Annotated in this window: 25 protein-coding genes; 8 read left to right on the top strand and 17 right to left on the bottom strand. The window is 70.6% G+C overall.

Going from position 1 to position 22,691, the window contains the following annotated elements; genetic code table 11:
* Together LFM09_RS35835 and LFM09_RS35840 are read right to left on the bottom strand one after the other, a co-directional pair.
* Positions 1-1,811 (bottom strand): glycoside hydrolase family 32 protein (locus LFM09_RS35835; protein ID WP_414101039.1); only part of this gene is annotated, 1,811 nt, incomplete at its 3' end.
* Positions 1,812-1,869: 58 nt separating this feature from the next.
* Positions 1,870-3,393, bottom strand: a complete 1,524-nt coding sequence (locus LFM09_RS35840) for a wax ester/triacylglycerol synthase domain-containing protein (protein WP_414101040.1) — start codon at positions 3,391-3,393, stop codon at positions 1,870-1,872.
* A gap of 93 nt (positions 3,394-3,486) precedes the next feature.
* On the opposite strand from LFM09_RS35840, the gene LFM09_RS35845 reads away from it, so the two are divergent.
* Both LFM09_RS35845 and LFM09_RS35850 read left to right on the top strand, forming a co-directional pair.
* Positions 3,487-3,828, top strand: a complete 342-nt coding sequence (locus LFM09_RS35845) for a YidH family protein (RefSeq protein WP_414101041.1) — start codon at positions 3,487-3,489, stop codon at positions 3,826-3,828.
* Complete coding sequence (locus tag LFM09_RS35850) at positions 3,825-4,115, top strand: DUF202 domain-containing protein (RefSeq protein WP_414101042.1); 291 nt, start codon at positions 3,825-3,827, stop codon at positions 4,113-4,115. Before LFM09_RS35845 ends, LFM09_RS35850 begins: the two co-directional genes overlap by 4 nt.
* Here LFM09_RS35850 and LFM09_RS35855 read toward each other — a convergent pair.
* From LFM09_RS35855 to LFM09_RS35865, 3 genes are read right to left on the bottom strand one after another with little or no spacing between them, the layout of a single operon-like run.
* A complete protein-coding gene (locus LFM09_RS35855; protein WP_112273900.1) occupies positions 4,108-4,575 on the bottom strand; it encodes a DsrE/DsrF/DrsH-like family protein in 468 nt (155 codons plus the stop codon). The genes LFM09_RS35850 and LFM09_RS35855 overlap by 8 nt on opposite strands.
* Positions 4,576-4,594: 19 nt before the next feature.
* The gene (locus LFM09_RS35860; protein ID WP_414101043.1) at positions 4,595-4,912 is read right to left on the bottom strand and encodes a TusE/DsrC/DsvC family sulfur relay protein; all 318 of its coding nucleotides are present in this window, start codon (positions 4,910-4,912) and stop codon (positions 4,595-4,597) included.
* Between the two features lie 11 nt (positions 4,913-4,923).
* Positions 4,924-6,162, bottom strand: a complete 1,239-nt coding sequence (locus LFM09_RS35865; protein ID WP_414101044.1) for an NAD(P)/FAD-dependent oxidoreductase — start codon at positions 6,160-6,162, stop codon at positions 4,924-4,926.
* A gap of 112 nt (positions 6,163-6,274) precedes the next feature.
* On the opposite strand from LFM09_RS35865, the gene LFM09_RS35870 reads away from it, so the two are divergent.
* Positions 6,275-8,002, top strand: coding sequence for an aminotransferase class V-fold PLP-dependent enzyme (locus LFM09_RS35870; RefSeq protein WP_414101190.1), 1,728 nt, complete (start codon positions 6,275-6,277; stop codon positions 8,000-8,002).
* Here the strand turns inward: LFM09_RS35870 and LFM09_RS35875 are convergent.
* Positions 7,969-8,232 (bottom strand): metal-sensitive transcriptional regulator, encoded by a 264-nt coding sequence (locus LFM09_RS35875; RefSeq protein WP_112273893.1) that lies wholly within the window; start codon positions 8,230-8,232, stop codon positions 7,969-7,971. The two genes, LFM09_RS35870 and LFM09_RS35875, sit on opposite strands and share 34 nt — an antisense overlap.
* Positions 8,233-8,340: 108 nt before the next feature.
* Between LFM09_RS35875 and trxA the strand changes: the two genes are divergently transcribed.
* Together trxA and LFM09_RS35885 are read left to right on the top strand one after the other, a co-directional pair.
* Positions 8,341-8,700, top strand: a complete 360-nt coding sequence (trxA, locus tag LFM09_RS35880) for a thioredoxin (protein ID WP_414101045.1) — start codon at positions 8,341-8,343, stop codon at positions 8,698-8,700.
* Positions 8,701-8,715: 15 nt separating this feature from the next.
* Positions 8,716-9,114, top strand: coding sequence for a DUF302 domain-containing protein (locus tag LFM09_RS35885; protein ID WP_414101046.1), 399 nt, complete (start codon positions 8,716-8,718; stop codon positions 9,112-9,114).
* Here the strand turns inward: LFM09_RS35885 and LFM09_RS35890 are convergent.
* Together LFM09_RS35890 and LFM09_RS35895 are read right to left on the bottom strand one after the other, a co-directional pair.
* Positions 9,098-10,417: a sensor histidine kinase gene (locus tag LFM09_RS35890; RefSeq protein ID WP_414101047.1), complete on the bottom strand. Its 1,320-nt coding sequence runs from the start codon at positions 10,415-10,417 to the stop codon at positions 9,098-9,100. The two genes, LFM09_RS35885 and LFM09_RS35890, sit on opposite strands and share 17 nt — an antisense overlap.
* Positions 10,407-11,096 carry a response regulator transcription factor gene (locus LFM09_RS35895; RefSeq protein WP_414101048.1) on the bottom strand — a complete coding sequence of 230 codons (690 nt, stop codon included), beginning with the start codon at positions 11,094-11,096 and terminating at the stop codon, positions 10,407-10,409. The genes LFM09_RS35890 and LFM09_RS35895 overlap by 11 nt, the downstream gene beginning before the upstream one ends.
* A 144-nt stretch (positions 11,097-11,240) precedes the next feature.
* On the opposite strand from LFM09_RS35895, the gene LFM09_RS35900 reads away from it, so the two are divergent.
* Positions 11,241-11,885: a DUF2202 domain-containing protein gene (locus tag LFM09_RS35900; RefSeq protein WP_414101049.1), complete on the top strand. Its 645-nt coding sequence runs from the start codon at positions 11,241-11,243 to the stop codon at positions 11,883-11,885.
* Between the two features lie 16 nt (positions 11,886-11,901).
* On the opposite strand, the gene LFM09_RS35905 is transcribed toward LFM09_RS35900, so the two are convergent.
* The 3 genes from LFM09_RS35905 to LFM09_RS35915 are packed head-to-tail and all read right to left on the bottom strand — an operon-like array spanning position 11,902 to position 14,737.
* Entirely contained in the window at positions 11,902-12,768 is an 867-nt protein-coding gene (locus tag LFM09_RS35905) for a sulfite exporter TauE/SafE family protein (protein WP_414101050.1), read from the bottom strand.
* Positions 12,769-12,773: 5 nt separating this feature from the next.
* A complete protein-coding gene (locus LFM09_RS35910) occupies positions 12,774-13,349 on the bottom strand; it encodes a rhodanese-like domain-containing protein (RefSeq protein ID WP_414101051.1) in 576 nt (191 codons plus the stop codon).
* Positions 13,346-14,737 (bottom strand): MBL fold metallo-hydrolase, encoded by a 1,392-nt coding sequence (locus tag LFM09_RS35915; RefSeq protein ID WP_414101052.1) that lies wholly within the window; start codon positions 14,735-14,737, stop codon positions 13,346-13,348. Before LFM09_RS35915 ends, LFM09_RS35910 begins: the two co-directional genes overlap by 4 nt.
* 288 nt (positions 14,738-15,025) lie before the next feature.
* Here LFM09_RS35915 and LFM09_RS35920 point away from each other — a divergent pair, with 288 nt between their 5' ends.
* The gene (locus LFM09_RS35920) at positions 15,026-15,289 is read left to right on the top strand and encodes a hypothetical protein (RefSeq protein WP_414101053.1); all 264 of its coding nucleotides are present in this window, start codon (positions 15,026-15,028) and stop codon (positions 15,287-15,289) included.
* On the opposite strand, the gene LFM09_RS35925 is transcribed toward LFM09_RS35920, so the two are convergent.
* The gene (locus tag LFM09_RS35925; RefSeq protein WP_414101054.1) at positions 15,276-17,840 is read right to left on the bottom strand and encodes a cation-translocating P-type ATPase; all 2,565 of its coding nucleotides are present in this window, start codon (positions 17,838-17,840) and stop codon (positions 15,276-15,278) included. The genes LFM09_RS35920 and LFM09_RS35925 overlap by 14 nt on opposite strands.
* 393 nt (positions 17,841-18,233) lie before the next feature.
* Between LFM09_RS35925 and LFM09_RS35930 the strand changes: the two genes are divergently transcribed.
* Positions 18,234-19,205: an anti-sigma factor RsbA family regulatory protein gene (locus LFM09_RS35930; RefSeq protein WP_414101055.1), complete on the top strand. Its 972-nt coding sequence runs from the start codon at positions 18,234-18,236 to the stop codon at positions 19,203-19,205.
* Between the two features lies 1 nt (position 19,206).
* Here the strand turns inward: LFM09_RS35930 and hypB are convergent, their stop codons facing one another.
* Genes hypB through LFM09_RS35955 form a run of 5 tightly spaced genes read right to left on the bottom strand, consistent with a single transcriptional unit; the run spans position 19,207 to position 22,691 of the window.
* Positions 19,207-19,875 (bottom strand): hydrogenase nickel incorporation protein HypB, encoded by a 669-nt coding sequence (gene hypB, locus LFM09_RS35935; protein ID WP_414101056.1) that lies wholly within the window; start codon positions 19,873-19,875, stop codon positions 19,207-19,209.
* Positions 19,845-20,210: a hydrogenase maturation nickel metallochaperone HypA gene (locus tag LFM09_RS35940; protein ID WP_414101057.1), complete on the bottom strand. Its 366-nt coding sequence runs from the start codon at positions 20,208-20,210 to the stop codon at positions 19,845-19,847. The genes hypB and LFM09_RS35940 overlap by 31 nt, the downstream gene beginning before the upstream one ends.
* On the bottom strand, positions 20,211-21,290 hold the full coding sequence (hypE, locus tag LFM09_RS35945; RefSeq protein ID WP_414101058.1) for a hydrogenase expression/formation protein HypE: 1,080 nt from the start codon (positions 21,288-21,290) through the stop codon (positions 20,211-20,213). It lies immediately after the preceding gene.
* Positions 21,287-22,405, bottom strand: a complete 1,119-nt coding sequence (gene hypD / locus LFM09_RS35950; RefSeq protein WP_414101059.1) for a hydrogenase formation protein HypD — start codon at positions 22,403-22,405, stop codon at positions 21,287-21,289. The genes hypE and hypD overlap by 4 nt, the downstream gene beginning before the upstream one ends.
* A gap of 13 nt (positions 22,406-22,418) precedes the next feature.
* Positions 22,419-22,691 carry a HypC/HybG/HupF family hydrogenase formation chaperone gene (locus tag LFM09_RS35955; protein ID WP_414101060.1) on the bottom strand — a complete coding sequence of 91 codons (273 nt, stop codon included), beginning with the start codon at positions 22,689-22,691 and terminating at the stop codon, positions 22,419-22,421.

A 22,691-nucleotide genomic window follows, 5' to 3' on the forward strand; every position in this document is an offset into this window, starting at 1 on the left:
CAGACCTGGATGCGGGAGCCGGTCGCCTGCACCTTCAGGTGATAGCTGCGGCCCTGCACGATCGGCGTCGCGTACACGGCGATGTCACGACCAGGACGCCACAACTTCACCAGCCCACCCGCGTCGATGTTCGCCGTGTAGCCGGCACCATCCGCACCGGCCCGGAACGTCAAGCCCGTCGCCTGCGCGGTGTCCAGGCGCAGGTCGCCCTGGTAGACCGCGTCGCCGCCGGTGCTCGCGCTCAGGTAGAACGAGTCACCGGCCGTCTGGCCCCGCTTGCCCCCGGCGACGTCGCTCCACGAGCCCGCCGTGGCGTGCCAGGGGCCCGCGAGGGTGCTCTCCAACGTGGACTGCGCCGTGCCCCAGCTCGTGCTGAGCCGGGTGAACTTCGCGTCCTTCAGCCTCACCTGACCATCGGTCGCGAACAGCCGGATGCCCTGACTGACCGCGGCCGAGTCGAAGTTCACGTTGTCCGCCACCGAGAACAGCCCGTCGCCGCTGAAGATCTCCAGCTGGCCGCGGTCGACCAGCAACCGCACGCTGACCTCGTCGCCGGTGGGCTGGAAAGGCCTGCCGTACAACGTGCCCGCGGCGCGATCGTAGGTGACCGTGCTGTCCGCGGTGCCGTCGGAACGGCTGTGCAGCGCGAACCCGAACTCCCTGGCCGTCGCGCCGCGCAGGTCGAACCGGGCGGTGATCTCGTAGGTGTCGGCCAGGATTCCGGCGAAGTGGTTGTTCGTGCCGGTCACCGTGGCGTTCCGCCAGGTACGGCTGTCCGCCCGCAGCGAGTCCAGCCCGGCGACCGGTGTCCTGGTCACCTTCGGGCCGTCCGGCGAACCGGCCAGGCCGAGGGTGACCGGGAACGTGGCGTTGCCGGTCCAGGTGCTGCCGCGGTTGCCGCCCTGCCACGCCATCTGCACCACCTGGCCGTCGGGTGTCCCGTCGAACGTCTCCGCGGCGTAGAAGGAACCTCCGGGGTACGTGGTGCCCAGGTTCATCTTCTTCGGCTGCGGCCGGTCCGTGCGGAACGTCGTGCCGTCGAAGGCGCCGACCACGTACTCGCCCGTCGCGGACGTCAGCACCCAGTGCGGCCTGCCGTCCAGCGGGAGCACGAACAACTCCGGGCACTCGAACAGCCAGTCCGCGGCGTACCGGCTGGCGAACGTCCACCTCAGCAGGTCGGGCGAGGTGTAGATGTCGGCACCGTTGCCACCCCGGTTCGACCAGACGACCATGACCCACTGGCGCCGGTCGGCGTCCCACACCACGTTGGGATCGCGGCTCTCGTGCGGGATCTCGATCTGCTTGCGCCCCCGGTCGTACGCCTGGAACGTGCGGCCGTTGTCGTTGCTGTAGAAGACGCTGACGCCGTTGGTGTTGGAGAAGACGATGATCGGGTCGAGCACGCCCGTCTTGAGACCGGAGGTGTTGTCCTTGTCGACGACGCCTCCGCCGGAGAACAGCGTGCCGGGGTGCACGCCGGGTTCCAGCGCGATCGGTTTCTGCGTCCAGTGCACCAGGTCCGGGCTCGTGGCGTGGCCCCAGTGCATCGTGTCCCACTCGAGACCGTGCGGGTTGTGCTGGTAGAAGAAGTGGTAGAGACCGTTGGCGAAGACCAGCCCGTTGGGATCGTTCATCCACCCCGACTGCGAGCTGAAGTGGAACTGCCCCCGGAACGGTTCCTGGTAGGTCGTCGAGGGGTACGGGAACTCGGGGTAGTCGGGCGTGCCGCCCGCGACGGCGGGACCAGCGGGCACGAGCAGGGCCAGGGCGGTCGCCACCACGACCAGCACCGCACGAACTCCACGCATCACGCGACCTCCCCGGACAACGTTGTCAGGCGTCACCGTGGCGCAGATCCCGGTCGCGTCACAACCGCCCTCCGGGTGAGAGCGTTCCCATCCGGGCGAGCTCGTCGCTCACCGCCTGCGCGAGAACGTCGAGGTCGGGAAACCGGACCGGATCCGCGATCGCCGTGATGGTGACGATGCCCGCGTAGGTGAACACTTCGAAGTAGACGGTCATGTTGCCGTCGGCCCCCACGCCCATCGGAATGGCCGACCGGATCTGTCGTCCGGCGAACGTGATCGGCTCGCTCGGACCGCGGACGTGGCTGACCAGGGTGTGCATCCGGTTCTGGTGGTTCATGTACCAGCGGTAGGCGCCGAGTGCGGCCAGCGGCCGGAACAGCCAGCCCAGCAACGCGATCGGCGGCGGTCCCTGAGCCGCGGCCTTGTGCGTGCGCACCCAGCCCGCGGTGGATCGCAGCCGCTGCGCCAGGTCGCCGGTGGCGGGAACGGCGACCAGCAGCGGGCTGACCATGTTCCCCCTCGCTGGTTCGCCGGACGCGTGCCCGGACACCGGCACGCCGATCACCACGGTGTCGAGCTCCTCCTCGTCCGCGCGGAGCACCCGGTTCAGTGCCGAAGCCACCGCCACCAGGATCGCGTCGTTGGTCGTGCCACCGCAGCGATGCGCCGCCGCCCGAACTGACGCCACAGGAACGCGGACCACCACCGGCCTGCCCCTCCCTCCGGTGCGCCGCAACAACGAGCACGGCGTCGCGCGCTGAGGGCTCACCCCGCCCGCCGCCGCCATCGAAGCTCGCAGCAGGCGCACCGCTGTGCCGACTCCGAGCACCGCACGGACCCGGCGGGACAGCGCGTCGAGGGCCAGCTGGACCCTCCCTGGACGGGACTGGGGGAAGCGCGGCGGCGGCGCGGCCGGCCCCGCACCTGCCGGCCCGCCGAAAGCCGACTGGACCACCCCCGGACGCAGCAAAGGCGAACGCGGCACAGGCGCAGCCGGCCCCGGATCTGCCGGCCCGTCGAGCGCCGACTGAACCACCCCCGGACGCGGCAAGGGAGAACGCTGCGCACGCGGTCCCGGATCGGCCAGACCTGCCAGGATGGCGAGACCGCCGACCCCGTCCGCGAGCACGTGGTGCAGCACGACCACGAGCGCGACCGCCCCCTCGACGAGCCCCGTCACGAACACCGCCGACCACCGTGGGCCGTTGCGCGCCAGCGGTGTCGAGACCAGTGCGTAGGCCGTGTCGAGCAACGCCCGCTCGTCCCCCGGCTCCGCGCAGCGCACCACCCGGACCTGGTTCTCGATGTCGAAGTCCTCGTCGTCGACCCAGATCGGCCCGCCACAGCCGAACGGAGTCCGGACCAGCCGCTGCCGCAGTCGCGGCACCGCGGCGACGCGCTCGGCGAGCACCTGACGGCCGCGGGCCACGTCGAACCCGCCGGTCTCGCCGAACAACAGGATCACCCCGAAGTGGGCGGGAGAGCGGTCGTCGTCCATCGCCAGGAACGCACGGTCCGTCGGACTCGCCCGGTCGATCACCGGGCGGCCCGGCACATCGGGATCAACTCTGTCCCAAGGCATCATGACTCCAGAAGAATCCGCGAGCAGGCGGGCGACCAGGGGCGGACGCCCCTTCGAGCACCGCCACTCGCCCCTGTGCACGAGGAGGGGTGGATGGCCGAACCACCGGACACCGAACCCGATTACCGGTTCACCCTGGCCAACGAACGCACGTTCCTCGCCTGGATCCGGACCGCACTGGGCCTGCTCGCCGCGGGTGTCGCGGTCCGCCAGCTCGTGCCCCCGTTCGCCGTGCCGGGAGCCACGACCGCGCTGGCCGTCGCCTGCACGGTCCTGGCCGCGGTGGTCGCGGCCACCAGCTTCCCGCGATGGCGCCGTGCACAACAGGCGATGAGGACGGGTGACCCGCTGCCGCACAGCCCGATGGTCGGAGTGCTCGCGGGCGGGGTGCTGCTGATGGCGTTGCTCGCCGCGGTCCTGGTGATCATCGGGTGAAACGCGACCCCGGTCTGCAGCCCGAGCGCACGAACCTGGCGTGGAACCGCACCGCGCTCGCGGCCGCCGCGTGCGCGTTGTTGCTGCTGCACGTCGCGGCGAAGCGCGGCTGGGGCATCGCCACCGCACCCGCGGTCTGCACGGCCGCCGTGGCGGTGACGCTGGTCCTGCTCGGCCGGCACCGGCACCTCGGCACCACCCGGCCGCGCGTCCTGCTGCTGGTCGCCGCGCTCGTCACCCTCGGCTGCTTGTGCGCGTTGCCGCTCGCGTTGACGCCGGTCACGTGAAGATGATCTGACCGCCCGCCGCGAGCTCGTAGAACTCGCCGACCGTGATGATGTCCTGCACCTGGTCGATGAAGTCCTCTTTGGACAGACCGAACAGGTCGACGGAGGCCTGGCACGCGTACAGACCCGCCCCGGTGTCCGCGATCATCTCGACGAACTCGGGGATCGGCGGGATGTCCAGCTCCTCCATCTTGTGCGACAGGTAGCGCGTCATCACCGTGGACACGCCGGGCAGCCCGCCCGCCCAGGTCGCCAGGTGCAGACCGGGATTGCCGACCGTGGCGAGCTTGATGTGCTCGTGCCGTGCCTTGTGGACGGCGTCGAGCCCGAAGAAGGTGAAGAACAGGTTGGCCTCGATGCCTTCCGCACGGGCCCCGTTGGCCATGATCAGCGCGGGGTAGATCCCCTCCAGGGAACCCTTGGAGACGATGATGGAGACCTTCTCGATCTTGTCCGACATCGCGAACGGTCCTTTCGGGTCAGATGCAGCCGCGCGGTTTCGGAATACCGGCGATACGGGCCGCGAGCTTCGCGGGCCCCTTCGGGAACAGCTGGTAGAGCTCCTTCACGCTGACCCCGGAGGTCTTGCCCAGGGCGCGGACCGTGGGACCGGTGCCCTTCTCCGCGAACTCCGCGCGCATGAACCTGATGACCTGCCAGTGCCGGTCGGTCAGGTCGCCGACACCCGTTTCACGGGCGATCTCGGGCGCCATGTCCTCACTCCACTGCCCGGGGTCGACGAAGAACCCCTCGTCGTTGACCGGCACCTCGGTCCCCGCGTACACCTTTGTGGACATTCGCAACTCCCTCACCGGGCTTCGAACCGCTTGCCCGCGACGGGCATCGCGGCGGACACGCCGGGCAGGTCCCGGCCGGGCAGGAGGCTGTGCCAGTACAGCCACGAGAACATCAGCTTGCCGAGGTGGTTGAGCCTGGACTCCGCGAGCAGCGGCAGTCCCACGGCCGACGGGTAGTGGCCGGGCAACGGCTCGGTGTCGTAGTTGAAGTCGATCAGCAGGGCCTTGCCGAACCCGCTCTCGATGAAGCAGTTCGTGTGGCCGTCGAAGCTCGCGTCGAGCTCCTCGCCCGCGAGGAACCGGGCCACGTTGCGGGTCAGCACCTCGCCCTCGAAGTGGGTGACCGATCCCGCCTTCGAGGTGGGGATCGCCGCGGCGTCGCCGATGACGAAGATGTTCTCCCGCACCTTGGACCGCAGCGTGTGCTCGTCGGCAGGCACGAACCCGAGCGCGTCGCCCAGTCCCCAGGACCGTTCGACACACTCCGCTCCGCCGTGCACCGGCACCACGACCGCCAGGTCGAAGTCGACCTCGCGCTCGTCGTAGGAGATCAGCTTCCCCGCGGCACCGTCGACCTCGCCGGTGTTGAACTCGGTCACCAGCTCGATGCCCTTGTCCTGCAGCATTCCGGCGAGCGTGCGAGAGGCGACGGGCTTGGTGAACGCCCCGTCCAGCGGCGTGACGTAGGTCAGGCTGACCCGGTCGCGGATGCCGCGTTCCTGGAAGTACCAGTCGGCCAGGAAGCAGAACTCGAGCGGCGCCACCGGGCACTTGATCGGCAGGTCCACGACGTTGACGACCAGCCGGCCGCCGTCGAACTCCTCCAGCGCCCGTGCCAGCGCGGTCGCGCCAGCCAGGTCGTAGAAGCTGAACACCTTGCTCATCCAGCCCGGTCCCGTGAGACCGTCGGTCTCCTCCGGCACCAGCCGGGCACCGGTCGCGATGACCAGGACGTCGTAGTCGAGCGCGCCGCCGCCGGCGAGGTGCACCTGGTTGGCCTCCACGTCGATGCGGTCCACGCCGCTGTCGCGGTAGGTGATGCCGTCGTGCAGCTGGCGCCGCCGGGACCGGACGAGGTCGTCCGCGTGGGCGAGCCCGAACGGCACGAACAGCAGGCCCGGCTGGTAGACGTGGTCGTCGTCGCGGTCGACCACGGTGATCTCGCACTCGGCGTCCAGGGCGCGGCGCAGCCTGTTGGCCGCCAGAGTGCCGCCCGTGCCACCGCCGAGGATCACGATCTGCTTGGTCATGTCCGCCAGTCTTCGGCGCTGCAGGACCTGCCCCCAGGGGCCTTCGTCCTCGCACACGCGGGCCCATCGACAGCGTCGGCGGACTCGCGCCGCGATCCACGATGAACCGGTGATGGGCAACGTTCTCGACGCGGGGGCCTCGCCTCTGCTGGACCGCATCCGGCGCGGCCTCATCGGCGACGACGAGGTTCTCGACGGTCCCTACGGTCCGCGCAGGATCATCTACGCGGACTACACGGCGTCCGGCCGGGCGCTGGACTTCGTCGAGGACTTCATCCGCGTGCACGTGCTCCCCCGCTACGCCAACACCCACACCGAGAGCTCCGGCACGGGCCTGTACACCACGAGGCTGCGCGAGCAGGCCCGGCGGCTCATCCGCGACTCGGTCGGCGGTACCGACGACGACGTGGTGATCTTCTGCGGCTCCGGCGCGACCGCCGCGATCGCCAAGCTGGTCGCCGTTCTCGAACTGCGACTCCCGGCGGGGTTGAGCGAGAAGTACTCGTTGCTGGACCAGATCCCGGCGGACCAGCGCCCCGTCGTCTTCGTCGGCCCGTACGAGCACCACTCCAACGAACTGCCGTGGCGCGAGTCCATCGCGGACGTCGTGGTCATCGGGGAGGACGCCCGCGGGCACATCGACGTGGCCGAGCTGCGCCACCAGCTGGTCCGGCACGCCGACCGTCCACTGAGGATCGGCAGCTTCTCCGCCGCCTCCAACGTCACCGGCGTGCTCACCAACACCGACAGCATCGCCGCACTGCTGCACGACCACGGCGCGCTGTCCTTCTGGGACTACGCGGCCGCCGCCCCGTACGTGCCCGTCCGCGTGCGGGAGAGCGCACCGGGCCGCGGCGACCACAAGGACGCGATCTTCCTGTCACCGCACAAGTTCCCCGGTGGCCCGCAGACCCCCGGCGTGCTCGTGGTCCGGAAGGAACTGGTCACCAATCGGGTGCCGACCGTGCCGGGTGGCGGCACCGTCGCGTTCGTGCACCCGCTCGGCCACCGCTACCTGACCGATCCGGTCGCCCGCGAGGAGGGCGGCACGCCCGCCATCGTCGAGTCCGTTCGTGCCGGTCTGGTGTTCGCGCTCAAGGACGCCGTCGGCACCCGCCTGATCCAGGCCAGGGAGGAACGCCTGTGGCGGTACGCCCTTGCCACGTGGGAGGACGAGCCCGGCATCGAGATCCTCGGCAGCCACGACGCGGCCCGCCTGTCGATCGTGTCGTTCCGCGTCCGCTCCGGAGACCGGTTCCTGCACCACAACTTCGTGGTCGCCGTGCTCAACGACCTGTTCGGCATCCAGTCGCGGGGCGGCTGCTCCTGCGCCGGGCCGTACGGGCACCGGCTGCTCGCCATCGACACGGCGCACTCCCGTGGTTACGACCACGAGGTCGCCATCGGCTGCGACGGGGTCAAACCGGGCTGGGTGCGGCTGAACTTCAACTACTTCATCACCGACGCAGTCCGCGACTACCTCGTCGAGGCCGTGCGGCTGGTCGCCCGCTACGGCCACCGGCTGCTGACCGACTACGTCTTCGACCCGCACACCGGGCTGTGGCGGCACCGCGCCACAGCGACCGTCCCGCTGGGACTGCCCGATCTGCGTTCCATCGGGACCGGCGACACTCCCCCGCCCCACCCGTCAGCGCCGGCGGACGACGCTGTCCTGGCCACGCAACTGGAGGACGCCCGGTGCCTGCTCACCTCTCGCGCGGACCTGCTCGACGACGGCCCCACCGGACTGCCGGAGGACTTCGAGTCGCTGCGCTGGTTCGTGCTGCCACCGGTGTGCCTGCTCGGTCAGGCCAGTGCGAGAAACAGCTTCTCCAGTTGAGCGCGGTCGGCCACCGACTGCTCGGAGCCGTCGGAGATGCACTGCTCCAGCCCGCTGGCGATCAGCTTGAAGCCGGCCCGGTCCAGCGCGCGCGACGCCGCGGCCAGCTGCGTGATCACGTCCTTGCAGTCCCGTCCGGACTCGATCATCTGCACGAGCCCGCCGACCTGCCCCTGCACGCGCCGCAGCCGCTTGACCACGTCGGTGAGCACTTCCTCGTTCAACTCCACCAAGAACCTCCTTCTGTACCCCCCAGGGTACCTGAGCACCGGAACAACCCCGCCGCGAACGACGTTGGAACAGATACCCCCTGGGGTACCTGACGAGAGGAGAGCCTCATGGCGGTCGTCGAGCTGACCAAGTCCAACTTCACCGAGATCGTGGGCCGGCCGGGCACTGTCCTGGTCGACTTCTGGGCGTCGTGGTGCGGCCCGTGCCGGATGTTCGCACCGGTCTTCGAGCAGGCGGCGCTCCGGCACGCCGACATCACGTTCGGCAAGGTGAACACCGAGACCGAGACCGACCTGGCGCGGACGTTCGGCATCTCGTCGATCCCGACCCTGATGGTCGTGCGCGACGGAGTCGTCGTCTACGCGCAGCCCGGCGCACTCCCCGCGGCCGCCCTCGAGGAGCTGATCACCCAGGTCGGCGAGCTCAACATGGAGCAGGTGCGCGCCACCTCCCGGCCACACCGCTGAAAGGAGCCACCACCCGTGAAGTACGACCTGACCATCACACTCGACCTGCCCTACGAGGACGCCGTCCCGGCCGTCCGCGCGGCGTTGAAGGAACAGGGTTTCGGTGTGCTGACCGAGATCGACGTCCGGGCGACCATGCGGGAGAAGCTCGGCGTCGAGGTGGAGCCGTACGTGATTCTCGGCGCGTGCAACCCGCCGTTGGCACACCGGGCACTTGAAGTCGACCGGATGATCGGCCTGCTGCTCCCGTGCAACGTCGTCGTCCGCGCCGACGGCGACCACACGCTGGTGCAGGCGCTGGACCCCGCCCTGATGGCCGAGGTGCCGGAGCGGGAGGAACTGCGCCCGATCGCCGAGGAGGCGGGCGAGCGGATCCAGGCCGCCCTGGACTCGCTGGTCACCACGGCAGGCTGATCGTGAAGGCGGTGCCCTCGGCGCTGGACGTGGCCGTGACGGTGCCGCCGTGCGCGGCCACGAGTTCCCGGACCACCGCGAGCCCGATGCCCGTTCCCGCGACGGTGTGACCCGCACGGCCACGCCAGCGCCGTTCGAAGACGTGCCGCAGTTCGTCCTCGGCGATTCCGGGCCCGGTGTCCCGCACCTCCACCACCGCCGCGCCGGGCGAGCGGCGCACGCGCACGGTGACGACGTCGCCTGACCTCAGGTAGCGAGCGCAGTTGGCCAGCAGGTTGCCCAGCGCCTGGTGCAGGCGGTCCGGATCAGCCCGGACGACGACGTCGTCCGCGAGTTCGAGGCGCACCCGCAGACCCGCGGCGCGCAGATGTGCGGCGTGGGCCGTCACCGCGGTCCTGGCCACCGCGGCGAGGTCGGTCTCCTGCCACCGCAACGACAACGCCGCCGCTTCCGCGTCGGCCAGCTCCGTCAGGTCCTGCACGATCCGGCCCAGTCGCTGGGCCTGGTCGTGCAGGCTCGTCAGGCGCCCGGCGTCCGGCGGGACCAGGCCGTCGCGCAGTTCCTCGAGGCCTGCCTGCAGGGTCGCCAGCGGGGTGCGCAGCTCGTGCGCGACGTCACCGGTCAGGTCCCGCAACGCCTGGTCGGAGCGCGCGACCTCGCCTGCCATGTGGTCGAACGCGGTCGCCAGCTCACCGAGCTCACCAGGAGCCTCCACCGCGGCACGCGCCGAGCGATCCCCCGCCGAGATGCGCCGCGCGGCACGGGTGAGGCGCGTGAGCGGCACGACGATCCGCCTGCCCACGAACCAGCTCGTGAACCCCGCCACCACGAGCGCGACCACGGCGGCCAGTGCGATCCAGCCCCAGGCGATCTCCCGGGCAGCGGACGCCGGCGCACCGAACGCCAGGCGGACCGTGCCGACCACCTCGCCGGACACCACCACGGGAGCCTCCGTCCACCCCGCGCCCGAGTTCATCGGCACGCCCCGTCCGTGACCGGAGACGACGCGGCCGTCGGCGGTGTGCACGACGAGACGGGCACCCGCGCCCGCGGCGAGCGTCGACGCGGAGTTCAGATCCGCGCCGTCCCAGCCACCCGCGGCGACGTGGGCGGCCGCGACGGCGTCGGCGACCCGTGCGGCGGCCTGCTGGCGGGCCTGCGCCTCTGCCGAGGCCAGCCCCTGTCCCGTCCCCCACAACGCGGCTCCCGCGAGCACCACCACGGCTGACAGCGCGGCCAGCACGAAAGCGACGAAAAGCCTTCTGTTCAACGGACCCCAGGCGGTCGGGCTCTCACCGGTCACGGCGCAGCCCCAACCGGTAGCCGACGCCGTGCACCGTCTGCACGACGTCCTGCCCGCACTCGCCGAACTTGTGGCGCAGGTTCTTCACGTGCGAGTCGACGGTTCGTTCGTAACCCTCGAACTCATAGCCGCGCACCTGGTTGATCAGCTCGTAACGGGAGTAGACCCGTCCCGGTACGGCAGCGATCACGGCCAAAAGGCCCCACTCGGTCGGTGTCAGCTCCAGCAGGTCACCGTTCCAGCGCACCTCGTGCCTCGACTCGTCGATCAGCAGACGACCGTTCGCGAAGGACATCACCGCAGGGGTCGCCGCGACGTTCGCCCGGTGCAGCACCGCCTGCACCCGCAGCACGAGTTCGGTGGGGCTGAACGGTTTGGTGACGTAGTCGTCGGCACCGAGCTCGAACCCGCGGATCCGGTCCTCCACCGCTCCGCGGGCGGTCAGCACCACGACCGGCGTCGCGCCGGCCTCCCGCGCCGCACGCAACACCTCCACGCCGTCGACGTCGGGCAGGCCCAGGTCCAGCACCACGAGCGAGGCCACCCGATCGGCGACCATCGTGAGCGCCTGCGCCCCGGAACCCGTGGTCAGAACGGCGAAACCCGCTCGCTCCAGGTAGCGGCGCAGCAGTTCGCGGATCTCCTTCTCGTCCTCGACGACGAGCACCGTCTCAGCCACGAATCCCTGTGTACGCGGGAGAACCGACGCGATCGAGGGTCCAAGTACCCCGCCGCGACGGGCTCCACGTCATCTCCACACGACCTGCACGTGGCCTCCTCCGCCCGGCGGGACCATGAGGTCGTCACGAGGAGAGGAGGAGCCATGAAGACCCGGACCCGGATCGCCGCGATCACCGCTGCCGGCATCGTCACGGCAGGCGTGTTCGCCGGAACTCTCGCACTGGCGAGCGATCCTCCGCCGATGCCCGGCCCCGGCCCTGGCCCTGGCCCCGGAGGGATGACCATGCCGCGTGGCGGGCAGCGTGACGGCGGATGCCTCGGCATCCCCGGCGTCGTCGACCCGAGCGGCACTCTCACGGAGGTGCAACGCACAACGCTCGCGGCCAACGCCGAAGAGGAGAAGCTGGCGCACGACCTGTACACCGCGTTCGCCGACCGCTACGACCTGCAGATCTTCGACCGCATCGCCGCGGCGGAGACCACGCACCTCGACGCGGTGCGGACCCTGATGACCCGCTACGGGATCACCGATCCCACCGCGAACCAGGCGCCCGGTCGCTTCACCACCCCGGCCGTGCAGGCGACCTACGACCAGCTGCTGGCCAAGGGATCCGGCAGCCAGGACGCCGCGCTCGAAGCGGGCCGCACGGTGGAAACGACGGACATCTCGCTGCTGCGCCAGTCGCTCGACGGCCTCAGCGCGCCCGACGTCCAGCGCGTCTACAGCCACCTGCTGACCGCTTCGCAGCACCACCTGACCGCGTTCGACCGGTGGCTGAACCGGTGAGGCGAGGGTGGCGGCCCTACTCGGGGCCGCCACCTGCCGTCACCCTGCGGTGCTTGCGGTGCTTGCGGTGCTTGCGGTGCACGAGCCACACGCCACCACCCGCGGCGACCAGCACCGCCGCGCCGACGGAGTGCACGACCGGCAGCTGCTGAGCCAGCACGAAGCCGCCCATCACGAGGACGAACCAGCCGAACCCCTTGCGCAGCACCGTTTCCGGGATCCGACCGGCCAGCCTGCCGCCCGCCAGGCTGCCCGTCACCGCGGCCGCGGTGACCAGCGCCGCGAGCGTCCAATCGATCTGGACGGTCGCCAGGTAGCCCGCCAGTCCGGCGAAGGACTTCATCGCGATCACCACGAGGGAGGTCGCGACCGCGACCGCCATGGGCAGTCCGCCCAGCAACGCGAGCGCGGGCACCACGAGGAACCCGCCGCCCGCGCCGACCAGGCCGGTGACCAGACCCACCGCGACACCTTCGGCGACGACACGGCCGATCGGCAGTTCTGCGTGCGGCTTCGCCTGGACGCCCTCACGGCGGCCGCGGATCATCGCCACCGCCGTCGCGATCATCATCAACGCGAAGCCTGCCAGCAGCCACGTGCCGGGGATGAACTCAGCGAGCCGGCCGCCGCCGTACGCCCCGGCCATGCCCGCGGCACCGAACACCAGTCCGGTGCGCCAACGCACCCGTCCCGCCCGTGCATGCGACACAACAGCCACCGCACTGGTGACACCCACGACGAACAACGACATCGCGATCGCCTGCTTGGGATCCTGACCGGCGAGGTAGACCAGGATCGGCACGGTCAGGATCGACCCGCCGCCGCCGAGCACCGCCAGAGCCACTCCGACGAGCACCGCGGCGAGCAGCGTCAGCACGATCATCACGCTCACCCTCTTCCGTCACCCAGCGCGGCGACCACGGCCTCGACCGTGGTGCGCGGGCCGCGGTTGTACGGCAACTTCGCCAGCAGCATCCCGAGCAGACACGTGTTGCTCAGCGCGGCCACGACCAGCCCGGCGCCGACCAGGCCCGCGAGCCACGTGACGGGCGGGACGAACACGCCGGCGAGCACCGCGGTGACCACGATCGCGCCCGCCACCAACCGGACCTGGCGTTCGAGGTCCCAGCGCCGCTTCCCGTGCCGCACCGGGCCTCCCGCCGCCTGCCAGGCCGTCATCCCACCGGCCAGCAGCCGGAGGTTGGGCAGGCCGGCCGCCGTCAGCGCCTGCTCGGCCTGCCCTGCCCGCTGTCCGGACCGGCAGACCAGCACCACCTGCTCGTCCAGGTGGCGGCGCAGCTCGTCGCGGTGCTCGCGCAGCAGGTCCAGCGGCACGTTGTAGGCACCGGGGATGTGCGCGGCCTCGAACTCACCGGGGGTGCGCACGTCGATCAGCCGCGGGCCCGTCCCGGACTCGACCAGCCGCCGGAGCTCCGCGACGTCCAGTGTCACCGGAGCGCTCACCGCTGCTCCCCCGCCACGACCAGACCGGCGTTCCGGGCGGTGTCGAAGTCGTCGTCGACGTGCACCACGACGCGGCCCGCGCGGGCGAGCACACTCGCCGCGATGGAGGCCCGGTAGCCGGACTGGCAGTGCACCCACACGACACCGCCGGGCACGTCCGCCACCCGCTCAGGCAGATCGGGCAACGGGATGTGCAGCGCGCCGTCGAGGTGGCCCTGCTGCCACTCACCACCCATCCGCACGTCGAGGAGCACGTCGACGGGAGGCAGCCCGTGCGGCGGCCGCCCTGCCCGTGCCGCGGCGAGGTCCGCGAACGTGGCCACGGCCAGCTCACCCAGCAGGCTCTCGTCGCCGGCCCACTGCTCCGGAGCGCCGGTCGCCGCGGCCGCGGGCCGGTCGATCCCGATCCGCGCCAGCTCGCGCTGCGCCTCGGCCACCTGCTCGGCGGACTCCCCCAGCAACGTGATGGGAGCACCCCACGGCGCCATCCAGCCCAGCCAGGTGGACATCGGACCGTCCAGCCCGAAGCTCAGCGTGCCGGTCAGGTGCCGGTGGGCGAACGCCTTGCGGGAGCGCAGATCCACCACCCACTCCTGGGCGTCGATCCGGCCGCGCAGCTCTGCCGCGTCGGCGATCCGGACCGGCGTGAGATCGACCAGTTCCGCCCCCTCGGCGTTCCGCACGCCCATGTGGGCGTAGTACGCGGGATACGCGTCCAGCCCGGCCAGCACCTGCACGACGAAGTCGTCCGTCTCCAGCCGCAGCGCCGGGTTCGCGGTCTTCTCCCTGCCGATCGTCGAGGACGGCGCGTCCGCCTGGGTCGCCGAGCAGAAGCTGCCGAACCCGTGCGTCGGCCACACCTGTGCACCGTCCGGCACCAGGTCGGCGAGCCGCCGCACCGAGGCGTGCTGGTGACGCGCCAGCGTGTGCGCGTGCTGCTTGCCGAGCAGATCCGTCCGGCCGGTCGTGCCGAACAACAGCGAACCACCGGTGAACACACCGATCGGCCCGTCCGGGCCGTGCAACACGTACGACACGTGGTGGAACGTGTGGCCTGGCGTGGCCACCACAGTCAGCCACATCTGGTCGGACAGCGCGATCTCGTCCCCGTCGCGCACCGGTAACCGGTCGAACCCGACGTGGTCCGCCGCCGCCACCGCGTACACCGCGCCGGTCAGCCTGGCCAGCGCCAGCCCGCCGGACACGTAGTCGTTGTGCAGGTGGGTCTCCACGACGTGCGTGATGCGCACGTCGCGCCGGCCCGCCAACGCCACCACCCGGTCGATGTCGCGCTGCGGATCGACCACCACCGCCACCCGTCCGTCGTGTACCAGGTAGCTCCGGTCGCCCAACGACGAGGTCGCCACGACCTCAACTTCTACCGTCATGATCATCCCTGTGTCAGATCCCTTGGGAACCAATGGAATTCCCATCACTCCCGCATACCCCTGGGGGTACCTACGACTCCACCATACGACTCGCCACGACCTTCCAACAACTACCCCCGGGGGTATGTGGGACGTCGCACCTCGGTACGCTGCCGAGCGGGACCGGGTTCGCCGCCTCACCGGGGCGAAGGCCGATCGGTCCCTGTCACAACGGGACCTTGGCCCCTGGGACGGTTGCTCCAGGCGACGGAGAGTGTGGGCGTTCGTCCAGCCCACAGGAGGCCTGCAGTGCACCACACCAGCGCGGCCCGCACCCCGGTCGCTCTCACCCGCTACTTCGATGAGGTCGTCGACAGGCTTGCGCGTGAGGGCATCGACGTCGCGCAGGTCGTCCTGGAGCTCTCGCCGTCGCGCCCCAGGTGCGGCGAGGTGATCACCGAGCGAGGTCCCGTGCTGCGCTGGCGTGAGGACCTCGGCTGGAGCAACGGCATCAGGTCCACCAGCCCGGCCGCGCACCCCGGCGAGGTCGCCGGGCTGCTCAGCCATCTGTGAGCATCCGCGCGTGCTTGCGGGCCTGCACCGCCTTCGCGGCCGTGTCCGCCAGCAGCACGGCGGGCACCGTGGCGGCTGCGAGCACCCAGCCCAGTGCCGAGGGGGCGTGCCCGCCGAGCAAGCCGGGAAGTGGTGGCACGAACAGGAACACGATCAGGACGGCGAGTTCGAACGCCACCGCCCACAGCAGCAACCTGTTGCCGCGCAGCCGTTTCTTCATCACGGGACGGGCCGCACTGCGGCACGCGTAGGCGTTGGCCAGCTGACCGAGCACGATGGCGGTGAACGCGGTGCCGGACGCGGTCGCGAGCAGCGCCGCGTCGGGGGCGGTGCCCAGCCGCCAGCCGCCCGCGAGGAGCACCACGACGAACGCGGCCATCGACACCACGGCTTCCGCGGGGCCGAGCACACCGAACACCCGCCGCATCAGCGAGGCGTCTATCAGCGAGCCGGTGCGCAGTCGGCCTCGCATGGTGCGGGAGTTCGGCGGCTCGGCACCGAGGGCGAGCGCGGGCAGCAGGTCCGTGCCGATGTCCAGGGCGAGGACCTGCAGGACGGTGATCGCGAGCGGGATCGTGCCCCCGGACAACGCCCACACCACGAACGGCGTCAGCTCGGCGACGTTGTCGGTGAGGTGGTAGGTCAGGAAGCGGCGGATGTTGGCGAAGGTGGCGCGGCCCAGCTCGACCGCTCCGACGATGGTGCCGAAGTGGTCGTCGAGCAGCACGAGGTCGGCCGCCTCGCGGGCCACGTCCGTGCCGGACGCTCCCATCGCGACGCCGATGTCCGCCGCACGCAGGGCAGGGCCGTCGTTCACGCCGTCGCCGGTCATGGCCACCACATGTCCCTTGCGCTGCAACGCCTTGGCGATGCGCAGCTTGTCCTCCGGTGTCACGCGGGCTACGACCACGCCGTCGCGGTCGAGCAGCGCGCCGAGCTCGTCGAGATCGGCGGGCAGCTCCGCCCCCTCCACCACGAGCTGGTCGGGACCGCGCAGGCCGACCTGGTCGGCGATCGCCCTCGCGGTGGCGGGGTGGTCACCGGTGATCATGGCGATGCGGATGCCCGCCGACCGGCACGAGGCGATCGCCTCGGCCACGTCGTCGCGGGGCGGATCCTGCAGACCCACCAGGCCGAGCAGCTCCAGGTCCCGTTCGGCGTTCTCCCAGGACTTCTCGTCGCCCGGCCGCGCGGGCCGGCCCGCCACCGCGAGCACGCGAAGACCCCGCCCCGCCAGTGCGGCGATCGCGTCCTCAGCCCCGTGCACCGGCAGACACCGGGGCAGGACGGTCTCCGGGGCACCGGTCACGTGCACGCCGTCGAAGTCCACAACGGACGATCGGCGGCGCCGGGGGTCGAACGGGAACCGCACGGCGTCGGCCGACGGACCGTCGACGCCGACGCGTCCGGCGAGCACGTGCAGCGCGACCTCCATCGGGTCACCGACCGGGAGCCACCGCTCGTCCTGAAGCCGTACGTGGGCGCGGGGAGAACACCGCTTGGCGCTGGCCGCCAACGCACGCACTCTGTCCACCGCCGCGGGTGCACCTTCCACGGTGCCGATGGGCTCGTAGCCGTTGCCGTGCACGCTCACCTCACCGGCGGGTGTCCAGACGTGCACGACCGACATCTCGTTGCGGGTCAGCGTGCCGGTCTTGTCCGTGCAGATGAACGTCGTCGCGCCCAGTGTCTCCACCGCGTCGAGCCTGCGCACCAACGCGTTGCGGCTCGCCATCGTCTGCGCGGCACGGGCCAGCGACAACGTCACGGTCGGCAGCAGCCCTTCCGGCACGAGCGCGACCGTGACACCGACCGCGAACAGGAAACCCTCGGTGAGCGGCAGTCCGAGCAGAAGGCTGACGCCGAAGAACGCCGCGCCCACGGCGGTAGCGAGCAGCGCGAGGATCACGACGACGCGGTGCAACTGCCCGGCGAGCGGGCTGCGCGGCGGCTTCGCGTCCTGGGTCAACGCGGCGATGCCCGCGAGTTCCGTGTGCCCGCCGATCGCGGTCACCAGCACCGTCGCCTCGCCCTCGGCCACGTACGTGCCCGCATGCACCTGCTGTCCCGCAACCGGTCTCACCGGAACGCTCTCGCCAGTCAGCATCGACTCGTCGACGGCGAGCCCCGAGGCGGTGAGCACCTCACCGTCGGCGCAGACCCGTGACCCCGCCTCCAGCAGGAGCTCATCACCTACGACGAGCTCCGACGCGTCCACGTGATGGGGATGCCCGTCCCTGCGCACCATCGCGCGCAGTGGCATCAGATCGCGCAACCGCTGCGCGGCCCGGTCGGCCCGGTACTCCTGGGCGAACGCGAACACGCCGTTCAGGACCACCACGACCACGATCGCCACGGCCAGCGCGGGCATGCCGGCGAGCAGCGCGAACAGCGCCGCCACCCACAGCATCAACGCGAAGAAGTGGATCAGCTGCTCCATCAGCAACAACAGGGGATGCCGCCGGCGTGCTCGCGGCAGCACGTTCGGGCCGTCAACCCGCAGTCGCCTCGCCGCTTCCGCCGACGACAGTCCCGTGTTTGCGAGAGTCATGAGTTCATCCCAGCCGAGGACGCAACGGGCGCACAGGGCGCGACGTCCTCGCCGGATCAGGACCAAGGCCCCGCCCATTCCGTGAATTTCTATCTGGCGCACACTGCGGACACTGCTGTCCAGTCGTGGACATAAATGTCCGGAACGGCGCTGACCTGGCCTTTCAAGACAGTCACAAATGGGAGTTACCCGCACTGTTCTCGCCCCGTTACCATTCGGCTCGGCGATTCCGCACTGCCCGGCGGATCTGCGCCTGAACTGCGATGACGTACATCAGAGCCCTCGAAAGAAGTTTTGAGAGAGAGCTAGGAGCGTGATTCTCCTGAGGTGCCCCGTGCACAGCACAGTCCACGAATTCAGCAGAACTCACGGGTCCGCCGCCCAGGAGTCGCCGTGAAGGAGAGTTTTCTGCACCAGGGCTGCATCTACGGCAGTGACGCCGAGTTCCTCGCGATGGCGGTCCCGTTCGTGCAGGACGGCCTCCGCCGGGGTGAACCGGTGCTGGTGGCCACCTCGCGACCGAACCAGGGGCTGCTGCACGACGTGATCGGGCCCGAAGCCGACGGCGTCGAGTACACCGATCACGAACACCTCGGCAGCAGGCCTCCGCAGCGTGCGACGGCCATCCACCGCTACTGGACCAGCCGGCGGCCCGCCGGAACCGTGCGCGTTCTCGCCGAGCCCGAGTGGACGGGCAGGTCGAACCGCGAGATCACCGACTGGCAGCGGATGGAGGCGGCGCTCAACGTCGTGCTGGCCGACACCCGGATCTGGATGATCTGCCCCTACGACAGCAGGGCGGTCAGTCCCGACATCATCGAGAACGCCCGGCGCACCCATCCCGAATGCGTGGTGGGACACCGGGCCGAACCCTCCTCGCAGTTCGTCGCACCGGAGGAGTTCGCCAGGTCGCGAGCCCAGCCGATGGGCATCGCCGCGGATCTCTTCCGCTTCGAGGGCGAGCTGGCGGCCGTGCGGCGGTACGTGCTGAAGAAGGCCACCGCACTGCTGAAGTCCGACGACGATGCCGTCGGCATGTTCGGCATCGCGATCGGAGAGATCGTCTCCTACCTGGCCAGGCAGGGAGTGGACCGGGCGGCGGTGTGGGTCCGGCCCGCCGCCGGCCGGGTGGTGTGCACGCTGCACAGCGACACACCGCTGGACGTGGTCGACCCGTTCGTCGGCTACCGGCCACCCGGTGCCGCCGAACTGCCCGGCGACGGGCTCTGGCTGACCAACCAGATCTGCGAGTGGCTCGACGTCACTTCCGACGCGTCCGGCTGCACGATCGAGCTGGCCATGCCGGAACAGGCCGCCGAGGACCTGCGCCGGGCGGAGAAGTCACGGCAGTCGTGCGGCCGCTGAGCTACACCCAGTCGCGCAGCCGCCCGCACCAGGCACCGACGCCCGCGCCGGTGGTCGCGGACAACGGCACCACCTCGGCTCGCTGGTTCACCTGACGCAGGTGCCCGACGAAGGTGTCCACCGCGAAGTCCAGGTGCGGCGCCAGGTCGACCTTGTTGAGCACGACGAGGTCCGCGGTGCCGAACATGTGCGGGTACTTGAGTGGTTTGTCCGCGCCCTCGGTGACCGACGTGATCACCACCCGGTAGGACTCGCCCAGGTCGAACAGTGCCGGGCACACGAGGTTGCCGACGTTCTCCACGAACACCACCGACCGGGCAGGCGGGTCGAGCTCGCTCAACGCGCGCGCGAACATGGAGGCGTCCAGGTGGCAGCCCGCGCCGGTGTTGACCTGCACCGCGCGGCAGCCAGTCGCGCGGATCCGCTCGGCGTCGATCGCGGTCTCCTGGTCACCTTCGACCACGGAGACCACCGGCTCGCCGCCGAGCCCGCGGATCGTGCGTTCGAGCAACGTGGTCTTGCCCGCGCCCGGCGAGCTCATCAGGTTCACCGCGAGCACCTCGCGTTCGGCGAGCCACGCGCGGTTGCGCTGCGCGAGGTCGTCGTTGCGGGCCAGCACCCGCTGTTCCAGCTCCACGGTCACGCCGGAGCACCCGCAGGTCCCGCACATGCCGGACTCACCTCCACGGACTTGATTCGCAGTTCCTTGCCGGACAACACATCGGCGCACGCGCTGCCACACGCCGGGCACAACAGGATCAGGTCGTCAGCGCCGAACTCCCCGCGGCAGTCCCGGCAGCGGGCACGCCCTGGCGGCTCGTCGACGACGAGCGTCGCGCCCTCGACGGGCGTGCCCTCCGCGACCAGGTCGAAGCAGAACCGGACCGCGTCGGGCAGAACCCCGGACAGCATGCCGATCTCCAGCCGCACCAGGAGGATCCGGGCCTCACCCGTCTTCTCGGTGATCGCGGTGATGATCGCCTGGGTGACGGCCACCTCGTGCATTCAGCAGATCCTCGGCAGCGGATCGCCCACCAGCACGTCGCAGATCCTGGTGCCACCGAACGCGGTCTTCAGCAGCACAAGGCCCGCCGGCGCCTCGCCGACCCGTCCGATCACCGCGGCCTGCGCGCCCAGCGGGTGTGCCCGCAGCGCCTCGACCGCCTGGCCGGCCTGGGCCTCCTCCACCACGGCCACGAAACGTCCTTCGCAGGCCACGTAAAGAGGATCGATGCCGAGCAGCTCGGCCGCGCCACGCACCTCGGGGCGCACCGGGATGGCGTCCTCCTCCAGCACGACGGACACCTCGGCCGCCCGCGCCAGCTCGTTCAGCACGGTCGCGACGCCGCCGCGGGTGGCGTCGCGCATCATCCGGACGCCGGGTGCCACCTCCAGCAGCGCGGCCACCAGATCGTGCAGCGGCGCGGTGTCCGACTCCAGGTCCGACTCGATGCCCAGATCGCCGCGGGCCAGCATGATCGTGATGCCGTGGTCGCCGATCGGTCCCGACACGATCACCGCGTCGCCCGGCCGCACGTGGTGCGCGCCGAGCCGCCACGCGTGCTCGACGACCCCGATGCCGGAGGTGTTGACATAGCAGCCGTCGCCCTTGCCGCGCTGCACGACCTTCGTGTCACCGGTGACCACGTGGACGCCCGCCGCGTCGGCGGCCTCCCGCATCGACGTGACGATCCTCATCAGGTCGGCGACCGGAAAACCCTCCTCCAGGATGAACCCCGCGGTCAGGTAGAGCGGCCGGGCACCGGACACGGCGAGGTCGTTCACCGTGCCGTTGACCGCCAGGTGCCCGATGTCGCCGCCGGGGAAGAACAACGGTGTCACCACGAACGAGTCGGTCGTGACGGCGACCCGGGAAAGACCGATCTCCAGTGCCGCCGCGTCGTCGAGCGGTTCGAGCACCGGGTTGCGGAACGCCTCCAGGAACACGGCCTCGACCAGCGTCTGCGTGGCTTTTCCGCCGGCGCCGTGGGCGAGCGTGATCCGCTCCTCCCGCACCTTCGGGCGGCGCCTGCGCGTCTGTTCGATGCGGTCCAGCACCTGCCGCTCGCGGTCGGACGTGGTCATCGCGCACCCACCCGGTCGCGGGTGAACCGGCCGAAGTTGTAGTAGGCGGCGCAGGCGCCCTCCGGCGACACCATGCACGTCCCGATCGGTGTCTCCGGCGTGCAGGCGGTGCCGAAGACCTTGCACTCCCACGGTTTCAGGACGCCCTTGAGCACCTCGCCGCACTGGCACGACTTCGGGTCCGCCACCCGCACGCCCGGCAGCTCGAACCGCAGCTCGGCGTCGAAGTCCGCGTAGGCGGCCCGCAGTCGCAGCGCCGAGTAGGAGATGAAGCCGAGGCCGCGCCACTCGAAGTACGGACGCAGCTCCATCACCTCGCCGATCGCCCGCAACGCCGTCGGATTGCCCTGCCACGGAACAACTCTCGTGTACTGGTTCTCGACCTCCACGCGCCCGTCCTTGAGCTGACGCATCAGCATGTAGATCGACTGCAGCACGTCCAGCGGCTCGAACCCCGCCACGACGAGCGGTTTCCCGTAGTGACGCGCGATGAACTCGTACGGCGCGCAGCCGATCACCGTGGAGACGTGGCCCGGTCCGAGGAACCCGTCCAGCCGCAGGTCCGGCGAGTCGAGGATGGCCTTGATCGCGGGCAGGATCGTGACGTGGTTGCAGAACACCGCGAAGTTGTCGATGCCGTCCTTCGCGGCGCGCAGCACGGTCATCGCGGTGGACGGGGCGGTGGTCTCGAAGCCGATCGCCATGAACACGACCTGCACGTCCGGTCGTTCCCTGGCGATCTTCAGCGCGTCCAGCGGCGAGTACACCATCCGGATGTTCGTGCCCTCGGCGTTGGCGTCGAAGAAGTTCCCGCCGCCGCCGGGAACCCGCATCATGTCGCCGAAGGACGTCATCAGCACACCGGGCTGGCGGGCGATGTGGATCGCGTCGTCCACGCGCCCCATCGGGATCACGCAGACCGGGCAGCCGGGCCCGTGCACCAGCGTGATGTTCTCCGGCAGGTAGTCCTCGATGCCGTGCTTGTAGATCGTGTGCGTGTGCCCGCCGCACACCTCCATGAACTTGTACTCGCGGCCCGGTTCGCACAGTGCGGCGATCTCGGCCGCGAGGGCTCTGGCCTGACCGGCGTCCCGGTACTCGTCGACGAAACGCATGTCGCGCAACCTTCTAGTCGATGCGGGAGTCCCGCAGTGCGTCCATCTCGTCCTGGTAGGCCTTGCCGAGGGTTTCGAGGAACTCCAGTGCCGCCTGGGCTTCCTCCTCGTCGATCTTGGAGAGCGCGAAGCCGACGTGGATCAGCACCCAGTCGCCGGGGCTCACGCCCTCGTCTGCGAGCAACCCGATGTTGATGGCTCGCCTCACCCCGCACACGTCGACCGTCGCGAGGTCCTGGCGATCGGAGAGGATCTCCACGACCTCTCCCGGAATCCCGAGGCACAT

Source organism: Lentzea alba (assembly GCF_047445655.1).
In the GTDB taxonomy this organism is placed as follows: Bacteria; Actinomycetota; Actinomycetes; order Mycobacteriales; family Pseudonocardiaceae; genus Lentzea; species Lentzea alba_A.

Bases quoted from the DNA above. Each gene is read 5' to 3' on its own strand.
- LFM09_RS35845 (WP_414101041.1), top strand. From the start codon at position 3,487: ATGGCCGAACCACCGGACACCGAACCCGATTACCGGTTCACCCTGGCC.
- LFM09_RS35940 (WP_414101057.1), bottom strand. From the start codon at position 20,210: ATGCACGAGGTGGCCGTCACCCAGGCGATCATCACCGCGATCACCGAG.
- LFM09_RS35905 (WP_414101050.1), bottom strand. From the start codon at position 12,768: ATGATCGTGCTGACGCTGCTCGCCGCGGTGCTCGTCGGAGTGGCTCTG.
- hypD (WP_414101059.1), bottom strand. From the start codon at position 22,405: ATGCGTTTCGTCGACGAGTACCGGGACGCCGGTCAGGCCAGAGCCCTC.
- LFM09_RS35840 (WP_414101040.1), bottom strand. From the start codon at position 3,393: ATGCCTTGGGACAGAGTTGATCCCGATGTGCCGGGCCGCCCGGTGATC.
- hypB (WP_414101056.1), bottom strand. From the start codon at position 19,875: ATGTGCGGGACCTGCGGGTGCTCCGGCGTGACCGTGGAGCTGGAACAG.
- LFM09_RS35855 (WP_112273900.1), bottom strand. From the start codon at position 4,575: ATGTCGGACAAGATCGAGAAGGTCTCCATCATCGTCTCCAAGGGTTCC.
- LFM09_RS35925 (WP_414101054.1), bottom strand. From the start codon at position 17,840: ATGACTCTCGCAAACACGGGACTGTCGTCGGCGGAAGCGGCGAGGCGA.
- LFM09_RS35870 (WP_414101190.1), top strand. From the start codon at position 6,275: ATGGGCAACGTTCTCGACGCGGGGGCCTCGCCTCTGCTGGACCGCATC.
- hypE (WP_414101058.1), bottom strand. From the start codon at position 21,290: ATGACCACGTCCGACCGCGAGCGGCAGGTGCTGGACCGCATCGAACAG.
- trxA (WP_414101045.1), top strand. From the start codon at position 8,341: ATGGCGGTCGTCGAGCTGACCAAGTCCAACTTCACCGAGATCGTGGGC.
- LFM09_RS35865 (WP_414101044.1), bottom strand. From the start codon at position 6,162: ATGACCAAGCAGATCGTGATCCTCGGCGGTGGCACGGGCGGCACTCTG.
- LFM09_RS35915 (WP_414101052.1), bottom strand. From the start codon at position 14,737: ATGACGGTAGAAGTTGAGGTCGTGGCGACCTCGTCGTTGGGCGACCGG.
- LFM09_RS35955 (WP_414101060.1), bottom strand. From the start codon at position 22,691: ATGTGCCTCGGGATTCCGGGAGAGGTCGTGGAGATCCTCTCCGATCGC.
- LFM09_RS35900 (WP_414101049.1), top strand. From the start codon at position 11,241: ATGAAGACCCGGACCCGGATCGCCGCGATCACCGCTGCCGGCATCGTC.
- LFM09_RS35860 (WP_414101043.1), bottom strand. From the start codon at position 4,912: ATGTCCACAAAGGTGTACGCGGGGACCGAGGTGCCGGTCAACGACGAG.